This is a genomic window from Thioalkalivibrio thiocyanoxidans ARh2 (assembly GCF_000385215.1).
GTDB lineage: Bacteria > Pseudomonadota > Gammaproteobacteria > Ectothiorhodospirales > Ectothiorhodospiraceae > Thioalkalivibrio > Thioalkalivibrio thiocyanoxidans.
On sequence record NZ_ARQK01000024.1, the window covers coordinates 1 to 18,866 of the forward strand.

At 64.2% G+C, this 18,866-nt stretch carries 32 protein-coding genes; 1 reads left to right on the forward strand and 31 read right to left on the reverse strand.

The genetic code is table 11. The features are described 5' to 3' along the window. A partial coding sequence (locus G372_RS13450; RefSeq protein WP_020008806.1) for a single-stranded DNA-binding protein occupies nucleotides 1-123 on the reverse strand: 123 nt, incomplete at its 3' end. Between the two features lie 407 nt (nucleotides 124-530). Next, a complete protein-coding gene (locus G372_RS0100830) occupies nucleotides 531-1,919 on the reverse strand; it encodes an MFS transporter (protein ID WP_019624787.1) in 1,389 nt (462 codons plus the stop codon). Between the two features lie 170 nt (nucleotides 1,920-2,089). Here G372_RS0100830 and uvrA point away from each other — a divergent pair, with 170 nt between their 5' ends. Further along, nucleotides 2,090-4,939 carry an excinuclease ABC subunit UvrA gene (gene uvrA / locus G372_RS0100835; protein WP_019624788.1) on the forward strand — a complete coding sequence of 950 codons (2,850 nt, stop codon included), beginning with the start codon at nucleotides 2,090-2,092 and terminating at the stop codon, nucleotides 4,937-4,939. 89 nt (nucleotides 4,940-5,028) lie between these two features. Here uvrA and rplQ read toward each other — a convergent pair whose 3' ends face one another. From rplQ to G372_RS0100980, 29 genes are all read right to left on the reverse strand, one after another. Beyond that, nucleotides 5,029-5,424 carry a 50S ribosomal protein L17 gene (rplQ, locus tag G372_RS0100840; protein WP_018864733.1) on the reverse strand — a complete coding sequence of 132 codons (396 nt, stop codon included), beginning with the start codon at nucleotides 5,422-5,424 and terminating at the stop codon, nucleotides 5,029-5,031. 42 nt (nucleotides 5,425-5,466) lie between these two features. Further along, a complete protein-coding gene (locus tag G372_RS0100845; RefSeq protein ID WP_019624789.1) occupies nucleotides 5,467-6,453 on the reverse strand; it encodes a DNA-directed RNA polymerase subunit alpha in 987 nt (328 codons plus the stop codon). A 30-nt stretch (nucleotides 6,454-6,483) separates the two neighbouring features. Beyond that, nucleotides 6,484-7,104, reverse strand: coding sequence for a 30S ribosomal protein S4 (gene rpsD / locus G372_RS0100850; RefSeq protein ID WP_018864731.1), 621 nt, complete (start codon nucleotides 7,102-7,104; stop codon nucleotides 6,484-6,486). Between the two features lie 15 nt (nucleotides 7,105-7,119). Further along, nucleotides 7,120-7,509, reverse strand: coding sequence for a 30S ribosomal protein S11 (rpsK, locus tag G372_RS0100855; protein WP_012983509.1), 390 nt, complete (start codon nucleotides 7,507-7,509; stop codon nucleotides 7,120-7,122). A 21-nt stretch (nucleotides 7,510-7,530) separates the two neighbouring features. Then, nucleotides 7,531-7,887, reverse strand: a complete 357-nt coding sequence (gene rpsM / locus G372_RS0100860; RefSeq protein WP_018864730.1) for a 30S ribosomal protein S13 — start codon at nucleotides 7,885-7,887, stop codon at nucleotides 7,531-7,533. Nucleotides 7,888-7,953: 66 nt separating this feature from the next. Next, nucleotides 7,954-8,067 carry a 50S ribosomal protein L36 gene (rpmJ, locus tag G372_RS0100865; protein WP_012983511.1) on the reverse strand — a complete coding sequence of 38 codons (114 nt, stop codon included), beginning with the start codon at nucleotides 8,065-8,067 and terminating at the stop codon, nucleotides 7,954-7,956. 36 nt (nucleotides 8,068-8,103) lie between these two features. Then, nucleotides 8,104-9,450, reverse strand: a complete 1,347-nt coding sequence (gene secY / locus G372_RS0100870) for a preprotein translocase subunit SecY (RefSeq protein ID WP_026279052.1) — start codon at nucleotides 9,448-9,450, stop codon at nucleotides 8,104-8,106. Continuing rightward, the gene (gene rplO / locus G372_RS0100875; RefSeq protein ID WP_019624790.1) at nucleotides 9,450-9,884 is read right to left on the reverse strand and encodes a 50S ribosomal protein L15; all 435 of its coding nucleotides are present in this window, start codon (nucleotides 9,882-9,884) and stop codon (nucleotides 9,450-9,452) included. The genes secY and rplO overlap by 1 nt, the downstream gene beginning before the upstream one ends. Before the next feature lie 3 nt (nucleotides 9,885-9,887). Further along, nucleotides 9,888-10,067, reverse strand: coding sequence for a 50S ribosomal protein L30 (gene rpmD / locus G372_RS0100880; RefSeq protein ID WP_018864727.1), 180 nt, complete (start codon nucleotides 10,065-10,067; stop codon nucleotides 9,888-9,890). Between the two features lie 2 nt (nucleotides 10,068-10,069). Beyond that, a complete protein-coding gene (rpsE, locus tag G372_RS0100885; RefSeq protein ID WP_018864726.1) occupies nucleotides 10,070-10,576 on the reverse strand; it encodes a 30S ribosomal protein S5 in 507 nt (168 codons plus the stop codon). 27 nt (nucleotides 10,577-10,603) lie between these two features. Next, a complete protein-coding gene (gene rplR / locus G372_RS0100890) occupies nucleotides 10,604-10,954 on the reverse strand; it encodes a 50S ribosomal protein L18 (protein WP_018862116.1) in 351 nt (116 codons plus the stop codon). Nucleotides 10,955-10,964: 10 nt separating this feature from the next. Then, nucleotides 10,965-11,495 carry a 50S ribosomal protein L6 gene (rplF, locus tag G372_RS0100895; protein WP_018864725.1) on the reverse strand — a complete coding sequence of 177 codons (531 nt, stop codon included), beginning with the start codon at nucleotides 11,493-11,495 and terminating at the stop codon, nucleotides 10,965-10,967. A 10-nt stretch (nucleotides 11,496-11,505) separates the two neighbouring features. Beyond that, the gene (rpsH, locus tag G372_RS0100900) at nucleotides 11,506-11,898 is read right to left on the reverse strand and encodes a 30S ribosomal protein S8 (RefSeq protein ID WP_018864724.1); all 393 of its coding nucleotides are present in this window, start codon (nucleotides 11,896-11,898) and stop codon (nucleotides 11,506-11,508) included. A 13-nt stretch (nucleotides 11,899-11,911) separates the two neighbouring features. Next, the gene (gene rpsN / locus G372_RS0100905; RefSeq protein WP_018864723.1) at nucleotides 11,912-12,217 is read right to left on the reverse strand and encodes a 30S ribosomal protein S14; all 306 of its coding nucleotides are present in this window, start codon (nucleotides 12,215-12,217) and stop codon (nucleotides 11,912-11,914) included. A 13-nt stretch (nucleotides 12,218-12,230) separates the two neighbouring features. Further along, nucleotides 12,231-12,770, reverse strand: coding sequence for a 50S ribosomal protein L5 (gene rplE, locus G372_RS0100910; protein WP_018864722.1), 540 nt, complete (start codon nucleotides 12,768-12,770; stop codon nucleotides 12,231-12,233). Nucleotides 12,771-12,786: 16 nt separating this feature from the next. Continuing rightward, a complete protein-coding gene (gene rplX / locus G372_RS0100915) occupies nucleotides 12,787-13,101 on the reverse strand; it encodes a 50S ribosomal protein L24 (RefSeq protein ID WP_018864721.1) in 315 nt (104 codons plus the stop codon). Nucleotides 13,102-13,108: 7 nt separating this feature from the next. After that, a complete protein-coding gene (gene rplN / locus G372_RS0100920) occupies nucleotides 13,109-13,477 on the reverse strand; it encodes a 50S ribosomal protein L14 (RefSeq protein WP_018862121.1) in 369 nt (122 codons plus the stop codon). A 21-nt stretch (nucleotides 13,478-13,498) separates the two neighbouring features. Next, on the reverse strand, nucleotides 13,499-13,765 hold the full coding sequence (rpsQ, locus tag G372_RS0100925) for a 30S ribosomal protein S17 (RefSeq protein WP_018864720.1): 267 nt from the start codon (nucleotides 13,763-13,765) through the stop codon (nucleotides 13,499-13,501). Between the two features lie 4 nt (nucleotides 13,766-13,769). After that, on the reverse strand, nucleotides 13,770-13,961 hold the full coding sequence (rpmC, locus tag G372_RS0100930) for a 50S ribosomal protein L29 (protein ID WP_018864719.1): 192 nt from the start codon (nucleotides 13,959-13,961) through the stop codon (nucleotides 13,770-13,772). Then, entirely contained in the window at nucleotides 13,961-14,374 is a 414-nt protein-coding gene (gene rplP / locus G372_RS0100935) for a 50S ribosomal protein L16 (RefSeq protein ID WP_018862122.1), read from the reverse strand. Before rplP ends, rpmC begins: the two co-directional genes overlap by 1 nt. Before the next feature lie 12 nt (nucleotides 14,375-14,386). Continuing rightward, entirely contained in the window at nucleotides 14,387-15,067 is a 681-nt protein-coding gene (gene rpsC / locus G372_RS0100940; protein WP_018864718.1) for a 30S ribosomal protein S3, read from the reverse strand. Between the two features lie 2 nt (nucleotides 15,068-15,069). After that, the gene (gene rplV / locus G372_RS0100945) at nucleotides 15,070-15,408 is read right to left on the reverse strand and encodes a 50S ribosomal protein L22 (RefSeq protein WP_018864717.1); all 339 of its coding nucleotides are present in this window, start codon (nucleotides 15,406-15,408) and stop codon (nucleotides 15,070-15,072) included. Nucleotides 15,409-15,417: 9 nt separating this feature from the next. Next, complete coding sequence (rpsS, locus tag G372_RS0100950; RefSeq protein ID WP_018864716.1) at nucleotides 15,418-15,690, reverse strand: 30S ribosomal protein S19; 273 nt, start codon at nucleotides 15,688-15,690, stop codon at nucleotides 15,418-15,420. A 12-nt stretch (nucleotides 15,691-15,702) separates the two neighbouring features. After that, on the reverse strand, nucleotides 15,703-16,524 hold the full coding sequence (gene rplB / locus G372_RS0100955) for a 50S ribosomal protein L2 (RefSeq protein ID WP_018864715.1): 822 nt from the start codon (nucleotides 16,522-16,524) through the stop codon (nucleotides 15,703-15,705). 2 nt (nucleotides 16,525-16,526) lie between these two features. Next, the gene (gene rplW / locus G372_RS0100960) at nucleotides 16,527-16,823 is read right to left on the reverse strand and encodes a 50S ribosomal protein L23 (RefSeq protein ID WP_018864714.1); all 297 of its coding nucleotides are present in this window, start codon (nucleotides 16,821-16,823) and stop codon (nucleotides 16,527-16,529) included. Then, nucleotides 16,820-17,425 carry a 50S ribosomal protein L4 gene (gene rplD / locus G372_RS0100965; RefSeq protein ID WP_018864713.1) on the reverse strand — a complete coding sequence of 202 codons (606 nt, stop codon included), beginning with the start codon at nucleotides 17,423-17,425 and terminating at the stop codon, nucleotides 16,820-16,822. Before rplD ends, rplW begins: the two co-directional genes overlap by 4 nt. Nucleotides 17,426-17,430: 5 nt before the next feature. Then, complete coding sequence (gene rplC, locus G372_RS0100970; protein WP_018864712.1) at nucleotides 17,431-18,075, reverse strand: 50S ribosomal protein L3; 645 nt, start codon at nucleotides 18,073-18,075, stop codon at nucleotides 17,431-17,433. A gap of 111 nt (nucleotides 18,076-18,186) precedes the next feature. Further along, on the reverse strand, nucleotides 18,187-18,498 hold the full coding sequence (gene rpsJ / locus G372_RS0100975) for a 30S ribosomal protein S10 (RefSeq protein ID WP_012983533.1): 312 nt from the start codon (nucleotides 18,496-18,498) through the stop codon (nucleotides 18,187-18,189). Between the two features lie 5 nt (nucleotides 18,499-18,503). After that, nucleotides 18,504-18,866 (reverse strand): EF-Tu C-terminal domain-related protein (locus G372_RS0100980; RefSeq protein WP_020008807.1); only part of this gene is annotated, 363 nt, incomplete at its 5' end.

Sequence of the window (18,866 nt, forward strand, 5' to 3'; positions counted from 1 at the left end):
GGTCCACTGCTCCGAGGTGGCCAGACGCAGATTGGTCACGGTAACCCCGTTGGGGGTCTCGCGCTTTTCCGGGTCGGCCCCGAGATTACCGAGCAGGATGACTTTGTTGACGCCACGGGCCATGGGAACTCCTTAGTGTCTGACGCCTTGTGCAGGGCGCGGGAAACGAACCGTTAAGGAAACACTGATCAATGTACACACTCGCGTTGGTACCCCAGGTTTTCCGAGACAAGGCGCGCCGTGCAGCGGGTAGTGGTTCTACCCGCAAGCGGCGCAACGCAGGATCGGGGAACAGGGGGTACCAACCCCAAAGGGGCTCGGCCGCCCGTTTTTGATAACAACGGGCGCGGGAACGGCGTTGCGGCTCCCTTGTGCAGAATGACTGCACGGCAGTCACCGCGCCTTGTTCGCACGCAAAAGCGACTCGAGCACGAGCGCGTACATTGGTCAGTGTTTCCTTAATTGTAGCAGGGCGCCCGCGAGCCGGCAGCGCCCATGTGCGGTTTTGTGCGCCACCCGAGCGGAGTAGCTCAATCCCCGCGCGCAGCCACCACACCGGGGGGCTGCGCCAGCCAGGCCACCAGGTCCTCCGTATCCGGCCCACCAGGGTCGACCTTGACGTACAGCGAGCGCACATCGGGCGACAGCGCCACCTCCACAATGCCCGGCCAACCGGCCAGCGCGTAGCGCAGTTCGGCCTCGCGACCGGCCCAATGAGCGGGAACCGCCAGCACACGGTTCGAGCGGTAGCGCGGCTGCATGTGCCAGGCGGCCGCAAACCAGATCAGCAACAGCGGCACAGCCGCAAGAAAGACACCGGCCGGCCCCGCCAGAGTCAGGACACCACCCCCGAGCAGCCCCCCGGCGAATATGCCCAGAAACTGGGCCGTCGCAAATCCTCCCATGGCCGTGCCCTTGTGCGCGACGGGCGCCTCCCGAGCGACCAGCGACGGCAGAGCGGCCTCCAGCAGGTTGAAGGCGGCGAAAAACGCCACCATCAGGGCCACAATGAACACCATCCCCATGCCGTTGAAGAGCACCAGCGCCAGCAGGAGCTGGACCAGCACGAGCAGGGCGATCGCGCCGCGCATCACCGCATGCACACGCCGGCGGCGCTCGCCCAGAATGATCCCCGGCAGCATCAGGGCAAAGCCTGCCAGAAGCACCGGGACATAAAAGCGCCAGTGCTCGGCGCCTCCCAGGCCCAGATGTTCGACCAGTAGCAGCGGGATCACGAGGAAATTGGCCGCGAGCACCAGATGCAGCACGAAGATACCGAGATTCAGGCGCAGCAACTCCGGTTCGCGCAGCACCCATGGCAGCGCGGACCAGATGGGGACCATGTCCGGGTGCTGCCGCACGCGCTCCGGATTGGGTACCCAGAACAGCAGGATCACGATCGCGAGCACTCCGAGCAGCGCGGACAGGCCGAAGACCCCGCTCAACCCGGCCGCTCGATCGACCACCGGCCCCAGCGCCATCGAGGCGGTAAAGGTCACCCCGATGGTCAGGCCAATGGCCGCGAGTGCACGCATGCGCCGTTCCTCGCCGACCAGGTCGGCGGTCAGCGCGAGGATCACCGCGGCCACCGCCCCGGCGCCCTGCAGGGCGCGACCCAGGATCACCCCGTGTACAGTCTCCGCCAGAGCCGCAACCAGGCTCCCGAGCACGAAAAGCGCGAGCCCGCCGAGGATCAGGGGCTTGCGCCCCAGCCGGTCGGACCACAGACCAAACGGGATCTGCAGCAGCGCCTGGGTCAGCCCGTAGATCCCCAGCGCCAGCCCCATCAAGAACGGCGTGGCGCCCGCGAGCGTGTCCAGGTGCAGCATGAACACCGGCAGCACCATGAACAGACCGGCCATGCGCGCGCCATAGATGGCCGCGAGACCGGAGGTTGCGCGCAGCTCGCGGGGCGTCATGCCGGTGAAATCCGAAGGGAAGGACGGGCTGTCATGCGTGCCGAGTTTACCGGCAACAATGCCACGGAAACCATGGCGGCGGTCGCCGGGGTGTTACCATGAGCGGTTTGCGCCCCACAGCCGTCTGGCGGGCGCCCATCGCCCAAACAGGTTAGAGCCAATACCGATCCATGGACAGCATCAGCATCCGCGGGGCCCGCACCCACAACCTGAAGAACATCGATCTCGACCTGCCGCGCGACCGGCTGATCGTGATCACCGGCGTGTCCGGCTCCGGCAAGTCCTCGCTGGCCTTCGACACCCTGTTTGCCGAGGGGCAGCGCCGTTACGTGGAGAGCCTGTCTACCTATGCCCGGCAGTTCCTGTCGATGATGGAAAAGCCGGACGTGGACCAGATCGAGGGCCTGTCGCCGGCGATCTCCATCGAGCAGAAAAGCACCTCGCACAACCCGCGCTCCACGGTTGGCACCATCACCGAAATTTACGACTACCTGCGCCTGCTGTTCGCCCGTGCCGGCGAGCCGCGCTGCCCGGAACACGGCGAGACCCTGGCCGCCCAGACCATCTCGCAGATGGTGGACCAGGTGCTGGATCTGCCCGAGGGCGAAAAGGTGATGCTGCTGGCCCCGATCGTGCGCGGACGCAAGGGCGAGCACCACAAGCTGCTGGAGTCCATGCGCGCCCAGGGCTACCTGCGCGCCCGCATCAACGGCGAGATCCACGACCTCGACGCCCTCCCCGCGCTGGATCCCAAGCGCAAGCACAACATCGAGATCGTGATCGACCGCTTCAAGGTCCGCGAGGACCTGCGCCAGCGCCTGGCCGAGTCCTTCGAGACCGCGACCGAACTGGCGGACGGGCTGGCACTGATCGCCTGGATGGATGAGCCCAAGCGCGAGCCAATGATCTTTTCCGCGCGCTATGCCTGCCCCGTCTGCGGCTATGCGCTGCGCGAGCTGGAACCCCGGCTGTTCTCGTTCAACAACCCGGCCGGGGCCTGCCCCACCTGCGATGGCCTCGGCGTGCGCCAGTACTTCGACCCGGAGCGGGTGGTCTCGCAACCCGAACTGAGTCTGGCCGGCGGGGCAGTGCGTGGCTGGGACCGGCGCAATGCCTGGTACTTCAGCCTGCTGAACAGCCTGGCCCGGCATTACGGCTTTGACGTCGAGACCGCCTGGCAGGATCTCCCGGCCGAGGTCCGGGCCGTGGTGCTGCACGGCTCCGGCAAGGAGAAGGTCAACCTGTCGACGCCGGCCGCGAATGGTCGCCTGCGTACGGACGAGCGCGTGTTCGAGGGGGTCATTCCGAACCTGGAGCGGCGCTACCGCGAGACCGACTCCGCTGCGGTACGCGAGGAGCTGGGGCGCTATCTGGCCGAACAGGCCTGCCCCGAGTGCCACGGCACACGCCTGAATTCCGCAGCACGACATGTATTCATCAGCGACCTGACACTGCCCGAGGTCACGCACATGAGCGTGGCCGACGCACGGGCCTTCTTCGCCGAGCTGCGCCTGCCGGGACGCTTCGCCCAGATCGCGGAGAAGATCGTGGGCGAGATCGGCGCGCGCCTGGGATTCCTGAACGATGTCGGGCTCGACTATCTGACCCTCGACCGTTCCGCCGACACCCTGTCCGGTGGCGAGGCCCAGCGCATCCGGCTGGCGTCACAGATCGGGTCCGCCCTGGTCGGGGTGATGTACATCCTCGACGAACCTTCGATCGGGCTGCACCAGCGCGACAACGAGCGCCTGCTCAACACCCTGTGCCACCTGCGCGACCTCGGCAACACCGTGATGGTGGTCGAGCACGACGAAGACGCGATTCGCGCGGCCGATCATGTCGTCGACATCGGTCCCGGTGCGGGCCGCCACGGCGGCCGAATCGTGGCCGCCGGCACCCCGGACGAGGTGGCCCGTAACCCGGATTCCCTGACTGGGGCCTACCTCAACGGCACGCGGGCCATTGCGGTGCCGGAACAACGCATTGCGCCGGACCCCGAGCGCGAGATCCGCGTGATCGGCGCGCACGGCAACAACCTCAAGGGCGGCGAGTTCGCGTTCCCGACGGGCCTGCTGACCTGCGTCACCGGGGTCTCCGGCTCCGGCAAGTCCACGCTGGTCAACAATACGCTGTACCCGGCCGTCGCCGTCGCGCTGCATGGTGGTCGCCATACGGTCGCGCCGCACGAGCGCATTGAAGGCCTCGAGCTGATCGACAAGGTCGTCGACATCGACCAGAGCCCCATCGGGCGTACCCCGCGCTCCAACCCGGCGACCTACACCGGGCTCTTCACCCCGATCCGCGAGCTGTTTGCCGCCACGGCCGAGGCCCGCTCGCGTGGCTACAAGCCCGGGCGCTTTTCGTTCAACGTGCGCGGTGGGCGCTGCGAGGCCTGTCAGGGCGATGGCGTCATCAAGGTGGAGATGCACTTCCTCCCGGATGTGTTTGTCCCCTGCGACGTCTGCAAGGGCAAGCGCTACAACCGCGAGACCCTGGAGGTCCGCTACAAGGGCAAGAGCATCCACGAGGTGCTGGATATGACCGTCGAGGAAGCCCTCGAGTTCTTCCAGCCGGTCCCCGTGATCCATCGCAAGCTCGAGATGCTGATGGAGGTCGGGCTGTCCTACATCCAGCTCGGCCAGAACGCCACCACCCTGTCCGGGGGCGAGGCCCAGCGCATCAAGCTGGCCCGAGAGCTGTCCAAGCGCGATACCGGCCGCACGCTGTACATCCTCGACGAGCCGACCACCGGCCTGCACTTCGAGGACATCGCCCAGCTACTGCGGGTCCTCCACCGCCTGCGCGACCACGGCAATACCATTGTCGTGATCGAGCACAACCTCGACGTGATCAAGACCGCCGACTGGCTGATCGACATCGGACCTGAGGGCGGCAGTGGCGGCGGCGAGCTGCTCGTTGCGGGTACGCCGGAGACGGTCGCCGCCACCCCGCGCAGCCACACGGGGCGCTTTCTTGCGCCGTTGCTGCGCCGCTCTCAGGGCAGGGTCGCCTCGGCCTGAGGCAATCCGCTGCCTGTTATTTACCGCACCCCAGACGCAAGAAAGCCGACCACCTGGGCCGGCTCTCTTGTCGCGGGAAGGTTAGCCGATCAGGCGGCTTCGCCATTCCCCTGATCCGCGTCCGGCTCCGGCCGATCGACCAGCTCCACGTACGCCATCGGGGCATTGTCGCCCGCGCGATACCCGCACTTCAGAATCCGCAGGTACCCACCGGGCCGCCCCTCGTAGCGCGGGCCCAGCTCGTTGAACAGCTTCCCCACGACCTCCTTGTCGCGCAGCCGCGCGAACGCGGTCCGGCGCCCGTGCACGCTGTCTTCCTTCGCGAGGGTGATCAGCGGTTCGGCGACGCGGCGCAGTTCCTTGGCCTTCGGCAGCGTGGTCTTGATCAGTTCGTGCCGGAACAGGGCCACGGACAGGGCCTGAAAAGTGGCCTTGCGGTGCGAGCTGTTACGGCCCAGCTGACGGCCGGAATGACGATGACGCATGAGAGATTTCCTCTGAAATACGGTTGGCGCGAAGCGCCGTGATTACTCGTTGTCGTCGCGCAGACCCGGCGGCGGCCAGTTCTCGAGACGCATCCCGAGCGACAGACCGTGAGTGGCCAGCGTGTCCTTGATCTCGGTCAGCGACTTCTTGCCCAGGTTGGGCGCACGCAGCAGCTCAACCTCAGTGCGCTGCACCAGATCGCCGATGTAGTACAGGTTCTCGGCCTTCAGGCAGTTCGCCGAACGCACGGTCAGTTCCAGCTCGTCCACCGGACGCAGCAGGATCGGATCGATCGCGCCGGCGGTGGTGCCCGGCACCTCGCCCGTCTCTTCCTGGAGATCGACGAACGGGGCTAGCTGACTCTGCAGGATCGTCGCCGCCTGACGCACCGCGTCATCCGGGGCGATCGCACCATTGGTTTCGAGCTCCAGCACCAAGCGATCCATGTCGGTGCGCTGCGCCAGACGGGCGCTCTCGACACGGTAGGCCACGCGGCGGATCGGGCTGAAGCTGGCGTCCAGCAGCAGCCGACCAATGCCGGTCTCGTCGCCTTCGGCCTGGCGGCGAGTGCTCACCGGCTCGTAGCCGCGTCCGGCACGGGCGCTCAGGGTCATGTCGAGCTCGACGTTCTTGGTGATGGTCGCGATCACGTGCTCGGGGTTCACCACCTCGACGTCGTGATCCACGGTGATGTCACCAGCGGTCACCACGCACGGGCCCTTCTTCTTCAGGGTCAGCGTCGACTCTTCGCGGCTGTGCATACGCAGCGCCACACCCTTCAGGTTCAGCAGGATGTCGACCACGTCTTCCTGCACACCCTCGATCGCGGTGTACTCGTGCAGCACGCCCTCGATACGGGCCTCGACGATCGCGGCACCCGGGATCGACGACAGCAGTACGCGGCGCAGGGCGTTACCCAGCGTATGACCGAAGCCCCGCTCGAGCGGCTCCAGCGCGACCTTGGCCTGGTTCCGATTCTCGGCCTCGACCTCGATCTGTTGTTTCTTGACCAGTTCGTTGGACTGCATGGTGTCTCCTGGCGGAAGGCCGCTATACGATTACTTCGAGTACAGCTCGACGACGAGCGACTCGTTGATGTCGGCGGGCAGGTCGGAGCGGTCGGGGATCGCCTTGAAGGTGCCCTCGAACTTGCTCGTATCCACTTCCACCCAGGACGGAAAACCGCTCTGCTCGGCCAAGGTCATCGCATCCTGGATGCGCACCTGCTTGCGTGCCTTCTCGCGTATGCTGACCACGTCGGAGGGCTGCACCTGGTAGGCAGCAATGTTCACCACCTGTCCATTGACCAGCACCGCGCGGTGCGACACCAGCTGACGCGCCTCGGAGCGGGTGCTCCCGAAGCCCATGCGATACACGACGTTGTCCAGACGGCCCTCCAGCAGCTTCAGCAGGTTCTCACCCGTGGAGCCCTTGCGCTGGGCGGCCTTCTTGTAATAGTTGCGGAACTGCTTTTCCAGCACCCCGTAGATGCGGCGCAGCTTCTGCTTTTCGCGCAGCTGCACGGCGTAATCGGACAGGCGGGTGCGGCGTTCGCCGTGCTGCCCCGGGGCCTTGTCCAGCTTGCACTTGGTCTCCAGCGCGCGCGCCCGGCTCTTCAGCCCCAGGTCCACGCCTTCGCGGCGACTCAGCTTGCATTTCGGTCCAATGTAACGAGCCATTCTTGAACTCCAGCCTTAAACGCGGCGTTTCTTGGGCGGCCGGCAGCCGTTGTGGGGGATCGGGGTTACATCACTGATGTTGGTGATCTTGAACCCCGCGTTGTTCAGCGCACGAACCGCCGACTCGCGACCCGGGCCCGGCCCGCGCACCATCACGTCGAGGTTCTTCACGCCATGCTCGGCGGCAGCCGAACCCGCACGTTCCGCGGCCACCTGGGCCGCGAACGGGGTCGACTTGCGCGAGCCACGGAAGCCGGACCCACCGGAAGTGGCCCAGCTGATCGTGTTGCCCTGACGATCGGTGATGGTGATGATCGTGTTGTTGAACGTGGCGTATACGTGAGCCACGCCCTCGGCGATATTCTTGCGGACCTTTTTCTTGGTCCGGGTCTGCGCTTGTGCCATGTACCTGTGATCCCAGTCTGATTACTTACGAATCGGGCGACGCGGGCCCTTGCGGGTCCGGGCGTTCGTCTGCGTCTGCTGGCCGCGCAGCGGCAGGCCGCGACGATGACGCACCCCGCGATAGCAGCCCAGATCCATCAACCGCTTGATGTTCATGCTGATCTCGCGGCGCAGATCCCCTTCCACCGGAATGCGATCGATCTGCGCGCGCAGAGCGTCGACTTCGGCATCGGTCAGATCCCGCACCTTGATTTCCGGACGCACCCCGGCGGCCTCGCAGATCTGGCGCGCCCGGGTCGGGCCAATGCCATAGATCGCGGTCAGCGCAATCACGGTGTGCTTCTGGTCAGGAATATTGATTCCAGCGACGCGAGCCATCCAACATCTCCATCAGAATCCGGCAAAGCCGGCTATAGTAGCAATGAATACCAGTGACGCCAAGCCTTAGCCCTGGCGTTGCTTGTGGCGCTTGTCCGAGCAGATCACGCGGACCACGCCATTACGCCGGATCACCTTGCAGTTGCGGCAGATCGGCTTTACGGATGCCCGTACCTTCATGGTCTTTCTCCTTCAACGGATTCCCAACGGGATGGTCTAGCGGATCCCGGTCCCGCCGAATCCCTTCAGATTCGCCTTTTTCATCAGTCCTTCGTACTGGTGCGACACTAGGTGCGACTGCAACTGGGCCATGAAGTCCATCACCACGATCACGATGATCAACAGCGACGTCCCACCAAAGTAGAAGGGCACGTTCCAGTACAGAATCAGGAACTCCGGTAGCAGACACACGGCGGTGATGTACACCGCACCCACCGCGGTCAACCGGGTCATGACCCCGTCGATAAACCGTTCCGTCTGGACGCCCGGCCGGATCCCCGGGATAAAGGCGCCCTGCTTCTTCAGGTTTTCCGCCGTATCGCGCGAATTGAACACCAGCGCGGTATAGAAGAAACAGAAGAAAATAATCGCCGCCGCGTAAAAGCCCACGTACAGCGGCTGCCCGGGCGCAAGCGTCGTCGACAGCTCGCGCAGCCAGTCCATCCCCTCGGCCTGCCCAAACCATTGCCCCAGAGTCGAGGGGAACAGAATGATACTCGACGCGAAGATCGGCGGGATTACGCCCGCCATATTCAGCTTCAAAGGCAGGTGGGAAGACTGGCCGCCCACGACCTTTCGCCCCACCTGGCGCTTGGCATAGTTGATCGTGACGCGCCTTTGTCCGCGCTCCACGAACACCACGAAGGCGGTCACCGCAAGCGCCAGCACGATCAGGATCACCACAAACGCGGCCGCCAGTTCACCGGTACGCGCCAGTTCCAGGGTTCCGCCAATCGCACCCGGAAGGCCCGCCACAATCCCGGCGAAGATAATGATCGAGATCCCGTTGCCGATCCCGCGCTCGGTAATCTGCTCACCCAGCCACATCAGGAACAGCGTCCCGGTCACCAGCGACACGACTACCGTAAAGATAAAGATCGGCCCGGGATTCAGCGCCATCGGCATACCCTGGATGGTCTGTCCGTTCAGGGCGATCCCGATCCCGATACTCTGAAAGAGCGCAAGCGCCACGGTCCCGTAGCGCGTGTACTGCGTAATCTTCCGGCGACCCTGCTCGCCTTCTTTCTTCAGCTGCTGCAGAGCCGGAACGGTCGCCGCGAGAAGCTGCATGATGATCGCCGCCGAGATATACGGCATCACCCCCAGGGCGAAGATTGACAGCCGCTCCAGCGCACCCCCGGAGAACATGTTGAACATGTCCAGGATGGTCCCGCTCTGCTCCTCGAAGAACTGCGAAACCGCCACCGGATTGATGCCCGGCACCGGAATAAATGTCCCGATGCGGTAGACGACCAAGGCGCCCAGCACGAAAAGCAGGCGTTGCCGCAACTCCGTAAAGCCGGTGAGCCCGCCACCGGATCGTGCTGTCGCTCCTCGCGCCATTATTCGGCCTCGACGCTCCCGCCGGCCGCCTCAATGGCTGCCTTGGCCCCCTTGGTCACGCCCACGCCCTTGACGACGCAGGCCTGGGACACCTCGCCGGAGGCGAAGATCTTCGCGCTCTGGGCGATCTCGGGAATCACGCCGGCCTTTTTCAGGCTCTCCAGCGTGACCGCACCTTCCACCTTGGCCAGCTCGCTCAGACGCACTTCGGCTGCGTAGCGCTGCTTGCGCGACCGAAAGCCCACCTTGGGCAGGCGGCGCTGCAGCGGCATCTGGCCGCCTTCGAAGCCCGTCTTGGTAAAACCGCCCGAGCGGGACTTCTGTCCCTTGTGGCCACGGCCACCGGTCTTGCCCAGGCCGGAGCCGATACCGCGGCCCACGCGCTTGCCCGGCTTGCGAGCGCCGGCGGGGCTGGAAATGTCGTTGAGTCTCATAGGTCAGACTTCCTCTACCTTCAGCAGGTACGACACCTTGCGGACCATACCCAGATTCTCGGGCGTGGCCTCGACTACAGAGGTGCTGTGGGTCTTGCGCAGGCCGAGGCCGCGAACACAGGCCTTGTGGTTCTTCAGCCGTCCAGCGGTGCTGCGCACCAGGGTCAGTTTCAGCTTGCTCATGACTAGCTCGTCACTTCGTCGACAGACTTGCCGCGCTTGGCAGCGACGCGTTCGGGCGAGTTCACCTTGGTGAGCCCTTCGATGGTCGCCTGCACGACGTTAATCGGGTTCCGCGAGCCAACACACTTGGCCAGCACGTTGTGCACCCCCGCGACCTCGAGCACCGCACGCATCGCGCCACCGGCGATCACGCCCGTACCTTCCGAGGCCGGCTGCATGTACACCTTCGCGGCGCCGTGGCGGCCATTGACCGCATAGTGCAGGGTACCGTCCTTCAGCGAGACATCGCGCATCTCCTGACGCGCCTGCTGCATCGCCTTCTGGATAGCCTGAGGGACCTCGCGGGCCTTGCCATAGCCAAACCCGACGCGACCTTCGCCATCACCCACGACAGTCAGGGCGGCAAAGCGGAACTGACGCCCGCCCTTGACCACCTTGGCCACGCGGTTCACGCCGATCAGCTTTTCCTGCAGGCCGTCGGTGGCTTCGCTTACATCATTACGTGCCATTAATCTTCTCCGGTGGGTCGCGCTGGACTAGAACTGCAGGCCGTTTTCACGGGCGGCGTCGGCCAGGGCCTTTACGCGTCCGTGATAACGAAAGCCCGCACGGTCGAACGCGACCTGTTCGATTCCGGCTTTCTTTGCGCGCTCGGCGATCACCTGGCCCACGCGGGCCGCCGCTTCGGCGTTCCCGGTGTTGCCGGCGCTCTTGAGCTCCTTCTCGACGGTGGAGGCCGCAGCCACCACAGCGTCGCCCGAAGGGGCGATGATCTGCGCATACATGTGGCGCGGCGTCCGGTGAATACAGAGACGATGCACCCCCAGCTCGCGGATCTTGAACCGCGCGCGACGCGCCCTCTTGAGTCTAGCCTCTTTCTTGTCCACTGGTGCCTACCTACTTCTTCTTGGCTTCTTTACGCACAATGCGCTCGTCTTTGTACTTCACGCCCTTGCCCTTGTAGGGCTCCGGCGGACGGAAGGCGCGAATATTCGCGGCCACCTGCCCCACCTTCTGGCGATCCGTTCCCTTCACCACCACCTCGGTCGCGCTGGGGGTCTCGATCGTGACCCCTTCGGGCACATCGAACTCGATCGGGTGCGAGTAGCCCAGCGTCAGATTGAGCTTCGTGCCCTGCATCTGCGCCCGGTAGCCAACGCCGACCAGCTCGAGCTTCCGCTCGAAGCCCTCGCTGACGCCGTGTACATGGTTGCCCAGGATGGCGCGGATGGTACCGGCCAGGGCCATGTTCTTGGCGTTTTCGTTGGCCTTCACCCGGACGACGCCGTCCTCGACCGTGACCGTAACCGCCTCGGGGCAAGCCAGCTGCAGCTCGCCCTTCGGACCCTTGACCTTGATCTCGCCTTCGGCCTGCTCCACGGCCACGCCGTTGGGCAGCTGGATCGGCAGATTTGCAATGCGCGACATGGCTGATTCCTCAGTAAATCTTGCAGAGGACCTCGCCACCCTGGCCGGCGGCCCGGGCTGCGCGATCACTCATGACACCCTGCGACGTGGAGATCACCGCAACACCGAGCCCCTGGTTAATCCGCGGGAGCTCGTCCTTGCCGCGGTAGATCCGCAGACCTGGGCGGGAAATCCGTTCAACGCTCTCGATGACCGGACGCCCTTCGAAATATTTCAGCTTAACCAGGAGCTTCTTCTGCGCGGCCTCGCCCTCGACCTGCACGTCGCCCACAAACCCCTCGTCGGCAAACACCTTGAGGATGCGTTCCTTGGCCTTGCTGAACGGGATCGCGACCTGCTCCTTGTTCGCGCGCTGCGCATTGCGCACGCGGGTGAGCATGTCGGAAATCGGATCGGTCATCATTGCTTCTGTCTCCTTACCAGCTCGACTTGCGCAGGCCCGGGATTTCGCCCTTCATGGCGTGCTCCCGCAGCTTGTTCCGCCCAAGGCCGAACCGACGGTAATAACCCTTCGGGCGACCGGTGACGCCACAGCGATTCTTCTGTCGCACCGCCGCGGAATCGCGCGGCAGCTTCTGCAGGGCGTGCATCGCCGCCAGGCGCTCTTCGGAGGACTTCGTTTCGTCCACCAGGATCGCCTTGAGTTCCGCACGCTTCGCTGCGTATTTCTTGACCAGACGGGCGCGCTTTTTTTCGCGCTCGATCATCGATGTCTTCGCCATGTGCGCCTACCTCTTAGTTGCGGAACGGGAACCGGAAGGCTTCCAGCAGTGCCTTGGCTTCCTCGTCCGTCTTTGCGCTCGTTGTAATGGTGATGTCCATGCCGCGCAGTTTGTCGACACGGTCATAGTCAATCTCGGGGAAGATGATCTGCTCCTTGATCCCCAGCGAGTAGTTCCCGCGACCATCGAACGCCTTGGCGCTGAAGCCCCGGAAGTCACGCACACGCGGCAGGGCCACGTTGATCAGGCGGTCCAGGAACTCGTACATCTGCCGACTACGAAGGGTCACCTTGCAACCGATCGGGTAGTCGTCTCGGATCTTGAACCCGGCGATTGACTTGCGGGCCTTCGTCACCACGGGCTTCTGCCCGGCGATGGCCGTCATGTCGCTGACCGCATGCTCAATGATCTTCTTGTCCGCGACTGCATCACCCAGACCCATGTTCAGGGTGACCTTGGTGACACGCGGGATTTCCATCACGTTCGCATAGCTGAACTGCTGCTGCAGCGCCTGCTTCACGTTGGATTCGTATTCTTCTCTCAAGCGTTCCATAAACCGTCCGTCCGCGTTATGCGTCCACGACCTCGCCGTTCGAACGGAAGACGCGCACCTTGCGGCCGTCTTCCAGGGTCTTGAACGACACGCGATCACCCTTGTCGGTTGCCGGGTTGAAGAGCATTACATTGGAGACATCGATCGGCATTTCCTTCTCGATGATCCCGCCACCGATCCCGCGCTGCGGGTTCGGCTTCTGATGCTTCTTCACCATGTTGATGTTCTGGACCAGGACCTTTCCGTCCAGCACCTTGATGATGGTGCCGCGCCGGCCCTTGTCCTTTCCTGCGATCACGACGACGTCGTCGCCTTTGCGAATCTTCTTCATCACGACCTCACAGCACTTCCGGGGCGAGGGAAATAATCTTCATGTACTTCTCCCCTCGCAGTTCACGCGTCACCGGCCCGAAGATACGAGTGCCGATCGGCTGGTGCTGGTTGTTCAGCAGCACCGCCGCGTTGCGATCGAAACGAATGATCGACCCGTCGGGGCGGCGCACGCCCGAGGCGGTGCGCACCACGACCGCGTTATACACGTCGCCCTTTTTGACCTTGCCGCGCGGGATGGCGTCCTTGACGCTCACCTTGATCACATCGCCCACGCGCGCATAACGACGGTGCGAACCACCCAGTACCTTGATGCACTGGATGCGACGGGCGCCGCTATTGTCGGCGGCCTCGAGAACGGTCTGCATTTGAATCATGACTTATCTCCCAGCGGCCGATCAGAGCGCGTCGTGCCCGACCACTTCGATCAGGGCAAAGCGCTTCTGCTTGGACATCGGCCGGCACTCACGGATACGCACGCGGTCACCCATGCGCGAGACATTGTCCTCGTCATGGACGTGCAGCTTGGTGCTGCGCCGGATGAACTTGCCGTACAGCGGATGACGCACGCGGCGTTCGACCAGGACCGTGCGGGTCTTGTCCATCTTGTCGCTGATCACGCGCCCAACGACGGATCGCTGGGTCTTGGAGACTTGCTCGGTCATCTTCTTAGCCTGCCTTTCGTTCGTTCATCAGCGTCTTGATCTGCGCGATCTCGCGCCGCACCTTGCCGACCCGGTCGGGGCGCGCCAACTGGCCAACGGCCTTCTGCATGCGCAGCCCGAACTGCTCCTTGTAGAGCGCCTCGAGCTCGGTGTTGAGCTCTTCGTCGGATTTCTTTCTCAGTTCGCTCGCTTTCATCACATCACCTGCCGACGGGTAAACACCGTCTTCACCGGCAACTTGGCGGCCGCCAGACGCATCGCTTCGCGCGCCACGTCTTCCTGCACACCTTCCATTTCGTAGAGCATGCGACCGGGCTGCACCTTGCACACCCAGTATTCGACGCCGCCCTTGCCCTTGCCCATACGCACTTCGAGGGGCTTCTTGGTCACCGGCACGTCCGGGAACACGCGGATCCAGATCTTCCCGCCACGTTTGATGTGACGGACCATCGCGCGACGCGCGGCCTCGATCTGGCGGGCGGTAATCCGGCCGCGTTCGACGGCCTGCAGGCCGTACTCGCCGAAGCTGACCTTGGCACCGGTCGAGGCCATGCCCCGGTTACGGCCCTTGAACTGCTTGCGGAACTTGGTTCTTTTTGGCTGCAGCATGATCTTTAAGTCCTAGCTCGCTTTGGCGGCGGCACGGGTCCCTTCGGTCGGCTCCAGGCCAAAGACCTCGCCCTTGAAGATCCAGACCTTCACGCCAATGATCCCGTAGGTGGTCCGCGCTTCCGCAAACCCGTAGTCGATGTCGGCACGCAGGGTGTGCAGCGGTACGCGCCCTTCGCGATACCACTCGGAGCGCGCGATCTCGGCACCGTTCAGGCGACCGGACACGTGTACCTTGATGCCCTGGGCACCGAGGCGCATCGCATTGCCCACCGCCCGCTTCATCGCGCGACGGAACATGATGCGGCGCTCGAGCTGCTGGGCGATCCCTTCGGCCACCAGCTGTGCCTCGACCTCGGGCTTGCGCACTTCCTCGATATTGATCTTCACGCTGCCCTGGTCGAGACCCGTCTCGCGGGCGACGTCGCGGCGCAGCTTCTCGATATCCTCGCCCTTCTTGCCGATCACGATACCCGGACGCGCGGTCTGGATCGTGATGTGCGCGGCCTTAGCCGGTCGCTCGATGCTGATCCGGCTCACCGATGCGTGAGCCAGCTTCTTTTGCAGAAACTCGCGCAGCTGGATGTCGTTGTTGAGCGTCTCGCCAAACTCGCGACCATCGGCGTACCAGGTGGCTGACCACGGGCGAGAGATGCCCAGGCGGATGCCGGTCGGATGTACTTTCTGACCCATGCTTAGGCTCCCTTCTCGCTGACGCCGATGACGATATGGCTGGTACGCTTCAGGATGCGGTTACCGCGGCCCTTCGCACGGGCATGCATCCTCTTGAGCACCGGGCCTTCGTCGACCTGGATACGCGACACGAGCAGCTCGTCGATATCGGCACCGTCATTGTTCTCCGCGTTCGCGATCGCCGACTCCAGCACCTTCTTGACGATGGCGGCCGGCTTCTTCGCGCTGAACGTGAGCTCGTTGAGCGCTTCCTCGACCCGCAGCCCACGGACCTGATCGGCGACCAGGCGAGCCTTTTGCGGGGAGATCCGCGCGAAACGCAGTTTTGCAATCGTTTCCATCGTTCGTCCTCAGCGCGACTTCTTGTTCGCGATATGACCCTTGAAGGTCCGCGTCAAGGCAAATTCGCCCAGCTTGTGGCCCACCATGTTCTCGTTGACGAGTACAGGCACGTGCTGCCGGCCGTTGTGGACAGCGATGGTCAGCCCGACCATTTGCGGGATGATCATCGAACGCCGGGACCAGGTCTTGATTGGACGGCGATCGTTTTTCTCCACCGCCTCTTCCACCTTCTTGCGCAGGTGGTGGTCGACGAACGGGCCTTTCTTCAGTGAACGCGGCATGCTGGGACTCCGTTACTTCTTCCGCCGACGCACAATCATGCCGTCGGTACGCTTGTTGTTGCGGGTCTTGTAACCCTTAGTCGGACGACCCCACGGGGTCACCGGGTGGCGGCCGAAGTTGCGGCCTTCGCCACCACCGTGCGGGTGGTCGACCGGGTTCATGGCCGTACCACGAACCGTCGGGCGCACACCCTTCCAGCGCTTGGCGCCGGCCTTCCCGAATTTCTTCAGGCTGTGCTCGGAATGACCCACTTCGCCAACCACGGCACGGCACTCCGACGGCACCCGGCGCATTTCGCCCGAGCCCAGACGCAGGGTCGCATGCTGGCCTTCGCGGGCCACGACCTGCGCGGAGGTACCGGCGGAGCGAACCATCTGCGCGCCCTTGCCCGGCTTCAGCTCCACGCAGTGCACGGTGGTACCGACCGGGATCGAGCGCAGCGGCATCGCATTACCCGGCCGAATCGGCGCCTGGCTGCCACTGGCGACCTGATCACCCTGTTTCAGCCCCTTCGGCGCGATGATGTAGCGACGCTCGCCATCGGCGTAGAGCAGCAGGGCCAGATGGGCGCTACGGTTCGGGTCGTACTCCAAGCGTTCGACGCGCGCGGGGACGTTGTCCTTGTTGCGCTTGAAGTCGACCACGCGATAGCGCTGCTTGTGGCCTCCGCCGACGTGACGGGTCGTGATCCGGCCCGTGTTGTTGCGACCACCGGACCGAGTCTTCTTTTCGATCAGCGCGGCATGCGGCGCACCCTTGTACAGGTTGTCACCACGGATCTGGACCGCGTGGCGACGCCCGGCCGAGGTCGGATTCGTCTTGATAATCGCCATGACTAGACCTGGTCTCCTTCACCCATGTCGATGCTTTCGCCTTCGGCGAGCGACACATAGGCCTTCTTCCAGTGGTTGCGACGCCCGAACAGGCGGCCGAAGCGCTTCTGCTTGCCCTGCTGCTTGAGGGTGCGCACATTTTCCACACGCACCTCGAACAACTGCTCGACCGCCGCCTTGATCTCGTCCTTGCTCGCATCGGGCAGCACGCGAAACACGTACTGGCCCATCTCGCCGGCCATGGTGGACTTCTCCGAGACCACCGGACCCTGAATCACCTGCATCAGACGCGCACTCATGCCAGCCACCCCTCAATCTTGCGGATTGCCGCTTCGGTCATCACGACCGTTTCCGCGCCGACCAGGTTCGCCGGGTTGATTCCGGCAGCGTCGACCACGTCGATGTGCGGCACATTACCGAGCGCACGCGCGGTCATCTCGTCGTATTCGGCCAGCACGACCAGCCCCTTCGCCAGGCCGAGCTCGTTGAGCTTCGCCACGCCGTCACGGGTCTTGCCGGAGGCAACCGCGAAGTCCGCAACCACCTTGAGACGATCCTGACGGACCAGCTCGGAGAGGATCGACGCCATCGCGGCGCGATACATCTTCTTGTTCAGCTTCTGCGAGAAGTCGCGATTGCGCGCCGCGAACACCTTGCCACCACCGGTCCACAGCGGGCTGCGGATCGTGCCCGCGCGGGCCCGGCCGGTGCCCTTCTGGCGGAACGGCTTGGCGCCACCCCCGCTGACGTCGGAGCGTGTCTTCTGTGCGCGCGTGCCCTGGCGCTGGCCGGCGAGAAACGCGACCACGCTCTGGTGCACAAGCGACTCGTTGAAGTCGCGCTCGAAGCAAACGGGCGACAACTCCACGCTGGCGCCGGTATCGGCTGTCGTTACTTGCATTGTCTTCAACCCTTCGCCTTGACGGCCGGACGAATCATCACGTCGGTGCTCGGCGCACCCGGGACCGCACCCTGGATCAGGACCAGACTGCGATCCGCATCCACCCGAACCACCTTCAGGTTCTGGATGGTCTTGCGCTCGGCGCCCATATGGCCCGCCATCTTCTTGCCCTTGAACACGCGACCCGGGCTCTGGTTCTGCCCGATCGAACCCGGGGCGCGGTGCGCCAGCGAGTTCCCGTGCGTCGCGTCCTGGGTGCGGAAGTTGTGACGCTTGACCGCACCTTGAAAACCCTTGCCCTTGCTCTGCGAGGTCACGTCCACGACCTGACCTTCCTCAAAGCGATCGACGGTAATCGCATCGCCCGGGGCAAGGCCGTCGAGCTCGGATTCGTCGACCCGGAACTCCCACAGGCCGCGACCCGGCTCCACCGAGGCTGCCGCGTAGTGCCCGGCTTCGGGCTTGCTGACCCGGGACGGCTTGCGGCTGCCCGCCGTCACCTGGACCGCGTTGTAACCGTCGCCTTCGGTGCGCTTGATCTGGACCACGCGATTGTTGTCCACCTGCAGCACAGTCACCGGCACAGAGACACCGTCGTCGGTGAAGACGCGGCTCATGCCTAGTTTGCGACCGATGAGTCCAATGGCCATTGCAAAACCCCTTCCGTATCGAACGGCGCTAGCGAGCGCCCTAAAGCCGTGGCCCGGCGAACAATCCCGCCGGGCCACGGAAAGCCCAATAGTATGGCAGAAAGTTACGAGTTAGTTAAGTCGAATCTGAACATTCACGCCGGCGGCGAGATCCAGCTTCATCAGGGCATCCACGGTCTTGTCGGTCGGATCGAGGATATCCATCAGACGCTTGTGCGTACGCAGCTCGTACTGGTCACGCGCGTCCTTGTTGACGTGCGGCGAGATCAGCACGGTGTACGACTCGCGCTTCGTCGGCAGCGGGATCGGTCCCTTGACGCGGGCGCCGGTGCGCTTCGCGGTCTCGACGATCTCGGCCGCGGAGCGGTCGATCAGTCGATGGTCAAAGGCCTTAAGGCGAATTCGGATACGCTGGTTTGCCATCTCGTTCACTCAATAATCTTGGATACGACGCCGGCGCCGACGGTGCGGCCGCCTTCGCGGATCGCAAAGCGCAGGCCATCTTCCATCGCGATCGGGCTGATCAGCGACACAGTCATTTTCACGTTGTCGCCCGGCATCACCATCTCGGTGCCTTCCGGCAGCTCCACCGAACCCGTCACGTCTGTCGTACGGAAGTAGAACTGCGGGCGATAACCATTGAAGAACGGGGTATGACGGCCGCCCTCGTCCTTGCCCAGGATGTACACCTCGGCCTCGAAATGCGTGTGCGGGGTGATCGAACCCGGCTTGCACAGCACCTGACCACGCTGCACCTCGTCGCGCTTGGTCCCACGCAGCAGAATGCCGAC

Coding starts and splice junctions, on each gene's coding strand:
- G372_RS0100830 (WP_019624787.1), bottom strand. CDS start 1,919: ATGACGCCCCGCGAGCTGCGCGCAACCTCCGGTCTCGCGGCCATCTAT.
- uvrA (WP_019624788.1), top strand. CDS start 2,090: ATGGACAGCATCAGCATCCGCGGGGCCCGCACCCACAACCTGAAGAAC.
- rplQ (WP_018864733.1), bottom strand. CDS start 5,424: ATGCGTCATCGTCATTCCGGCCGTCAGCTGGGCCGTAACAGCTCGCAC.
- G372_RS0100845 (WP_019624789.1), bottom strand. CDS start 6,453: ATGCAGTCCAACGAACTGGTCAAGAAACAACAGATCGAGGTCGAGGCC.
- rpsD (WP_018864731.1), bottom strand. CDS start 7,104: ATGGCTCGTTACATTGGACCGAAATGCAAGCTGAGTCGCCGCGAAGGC.
- rpsK (WP_012983509.1), bottom strand. CDS start 7,509: ATGGCACAAGCGCAGACCCGGACCAAGAAAAAGGTCCGCAAGAATATC.
- rpsM (WP_018864730.1), bottom strand. CDS start 7,887: ATGGCTCGCGTCGCTGGAATCAATATTCCTGACCAGAAGCACACCGTG.
- rpmJ (WP_012983511.1), bottom strand. CDS start 8,067: ATGAAGGTACGGGCATCCGTAAAGCCGATCTGCCGCAACTGCAAGGTG.
- secY (WP_026279052.1), bottom strand. CDS start 9,450: ATGGCGCGAGGAGCGACAGCACGATCCGGTGGCGGGCTCACCGGCTTT.
- rplO (WP_019624790.1), bottom strand. CDS start 9,884: ATGAGACTCAACGACATTTCCAGCCCCGCCGGCGCTCGCAAGCCGGGC.
- rpmD (WP_018864727.1), bottom strand. CDS start 10,067: ATGAGCAAGCTGAAACTGACCCTGGTGCGCAGCACCGCTGGACGGCTG.
- rpsE (WP_018864726.1), bottom strand. CDS start 10,576: ATGGCACGTAATGATGTAAGCGAAGCCACCGACGGCCTGCAGGAAAAG.
- rplF (WP_018864725.1), bottom strand. CDS start 11,495: ATGTCGCGCATTGCAAATCTGCCGATCCAGCTGCCCAACGGCGTGGCC.
- rpsH (WP_018864724.1), bottom strand. CDS start 11,898: ATGATGACCGATCCGATTTCCGACATGCTCACCCGCGTGCGCAATGCG.
- rpsN (WP_018864723.1), bottom strand. CDS start 12,217: ATGGCGAAGACATCGATGATCGAGCGCGAAAAAAAGCGCGCCCGTCTG.
- rplE (WP_018864722.1), bottom strand. CDS start 12,770: ATGGAACGCTTGAGAGAAGAATACGAATCCAACGTGAAGCAGGCGCTG.
- rplX (WP_018864721.1), bottom strand. CDS start 13,101: ATGAAGAAGATTCGCAAAGGCGACGACGTCGTCGTGATCGCAGGAAAG.
- rplN (WP_018862121.1), bottom strand. CDS start 13,477: ATGATTCAAATGCAGACCGTTCTCGAGGCCGCCGACAATAGCGGCGCC.
- rpsQ (WP_018864720.1), bottom strand. CDS start 13,765: ATGACCGAGCAAGTCTCCAAGACCCAGCGATCCGTCGTTGGGCGCGTG.
- rpmC (WP_018864719.1), bottom strand. CDS start 13,961: ATGAAAGCGAGCGAACTGAGAAAGAAATCCGACGAAGAGCTCAACACC.
- rplP (WP_018862122.1), bottom strand. CDS start 14,374: ATGCTGCAGCCAAAAAGAACCAAGTTCCGCAAGCAGTTCAAGGGCCGT.
- rpsC (WP_018864718.1), bottom strand. CDS start 15,067: ATGGGTCAGAAAGTACATCCGACCGGCATCCGCCTGGGCATCTCTCGC.
- rplV (WP_018864717.1), bottom strand. CDS start 15,408: ATGGAAACGATTGCAAAACTGCGTTTCGCGCGGATCTCCCCGCAAAAG.
- rpsS (WP_018864716.1), bottom strand. CDS start 15,690: ATGCCGCGTTCACTGAAGAAAGGCCCGTTCGTCGACCACCACCTGCGC.
- rplB (WP_018864715.1), bottom strand. CDS start 16,524: ATGGCGATTATCAAGACGAATCCGACCTCGGCCGGGCGTCGCCACGCG.
- rplW (WP_018864714.1), bottom strand. CDS start 16,823: ATGAGTGCGCGTCTGATGCAGGTGATTCAGGGTCCGGTGGTCTCGGAG.
- rplD (WP_018864713.1), bottom strand. CDS start 17,425: ATGCAAGTAACGACAGCCGATACCGGCGCCAGCGTGGAGTTGTCGCCC.
- rplC (WP_018864712.1), bottom strand. CDS start 18,075: ATGGCCATTGGACTCATCGGTCGCAAACTAGGCATGAGCCGCGTCTTC.
- rpsJ (WP_012983533.1), bottom strand. CDS start 18,498: ATGGCAAACCAGCGTATCCGAATTCGCCTTAAGGCCTTTGACCATCGA.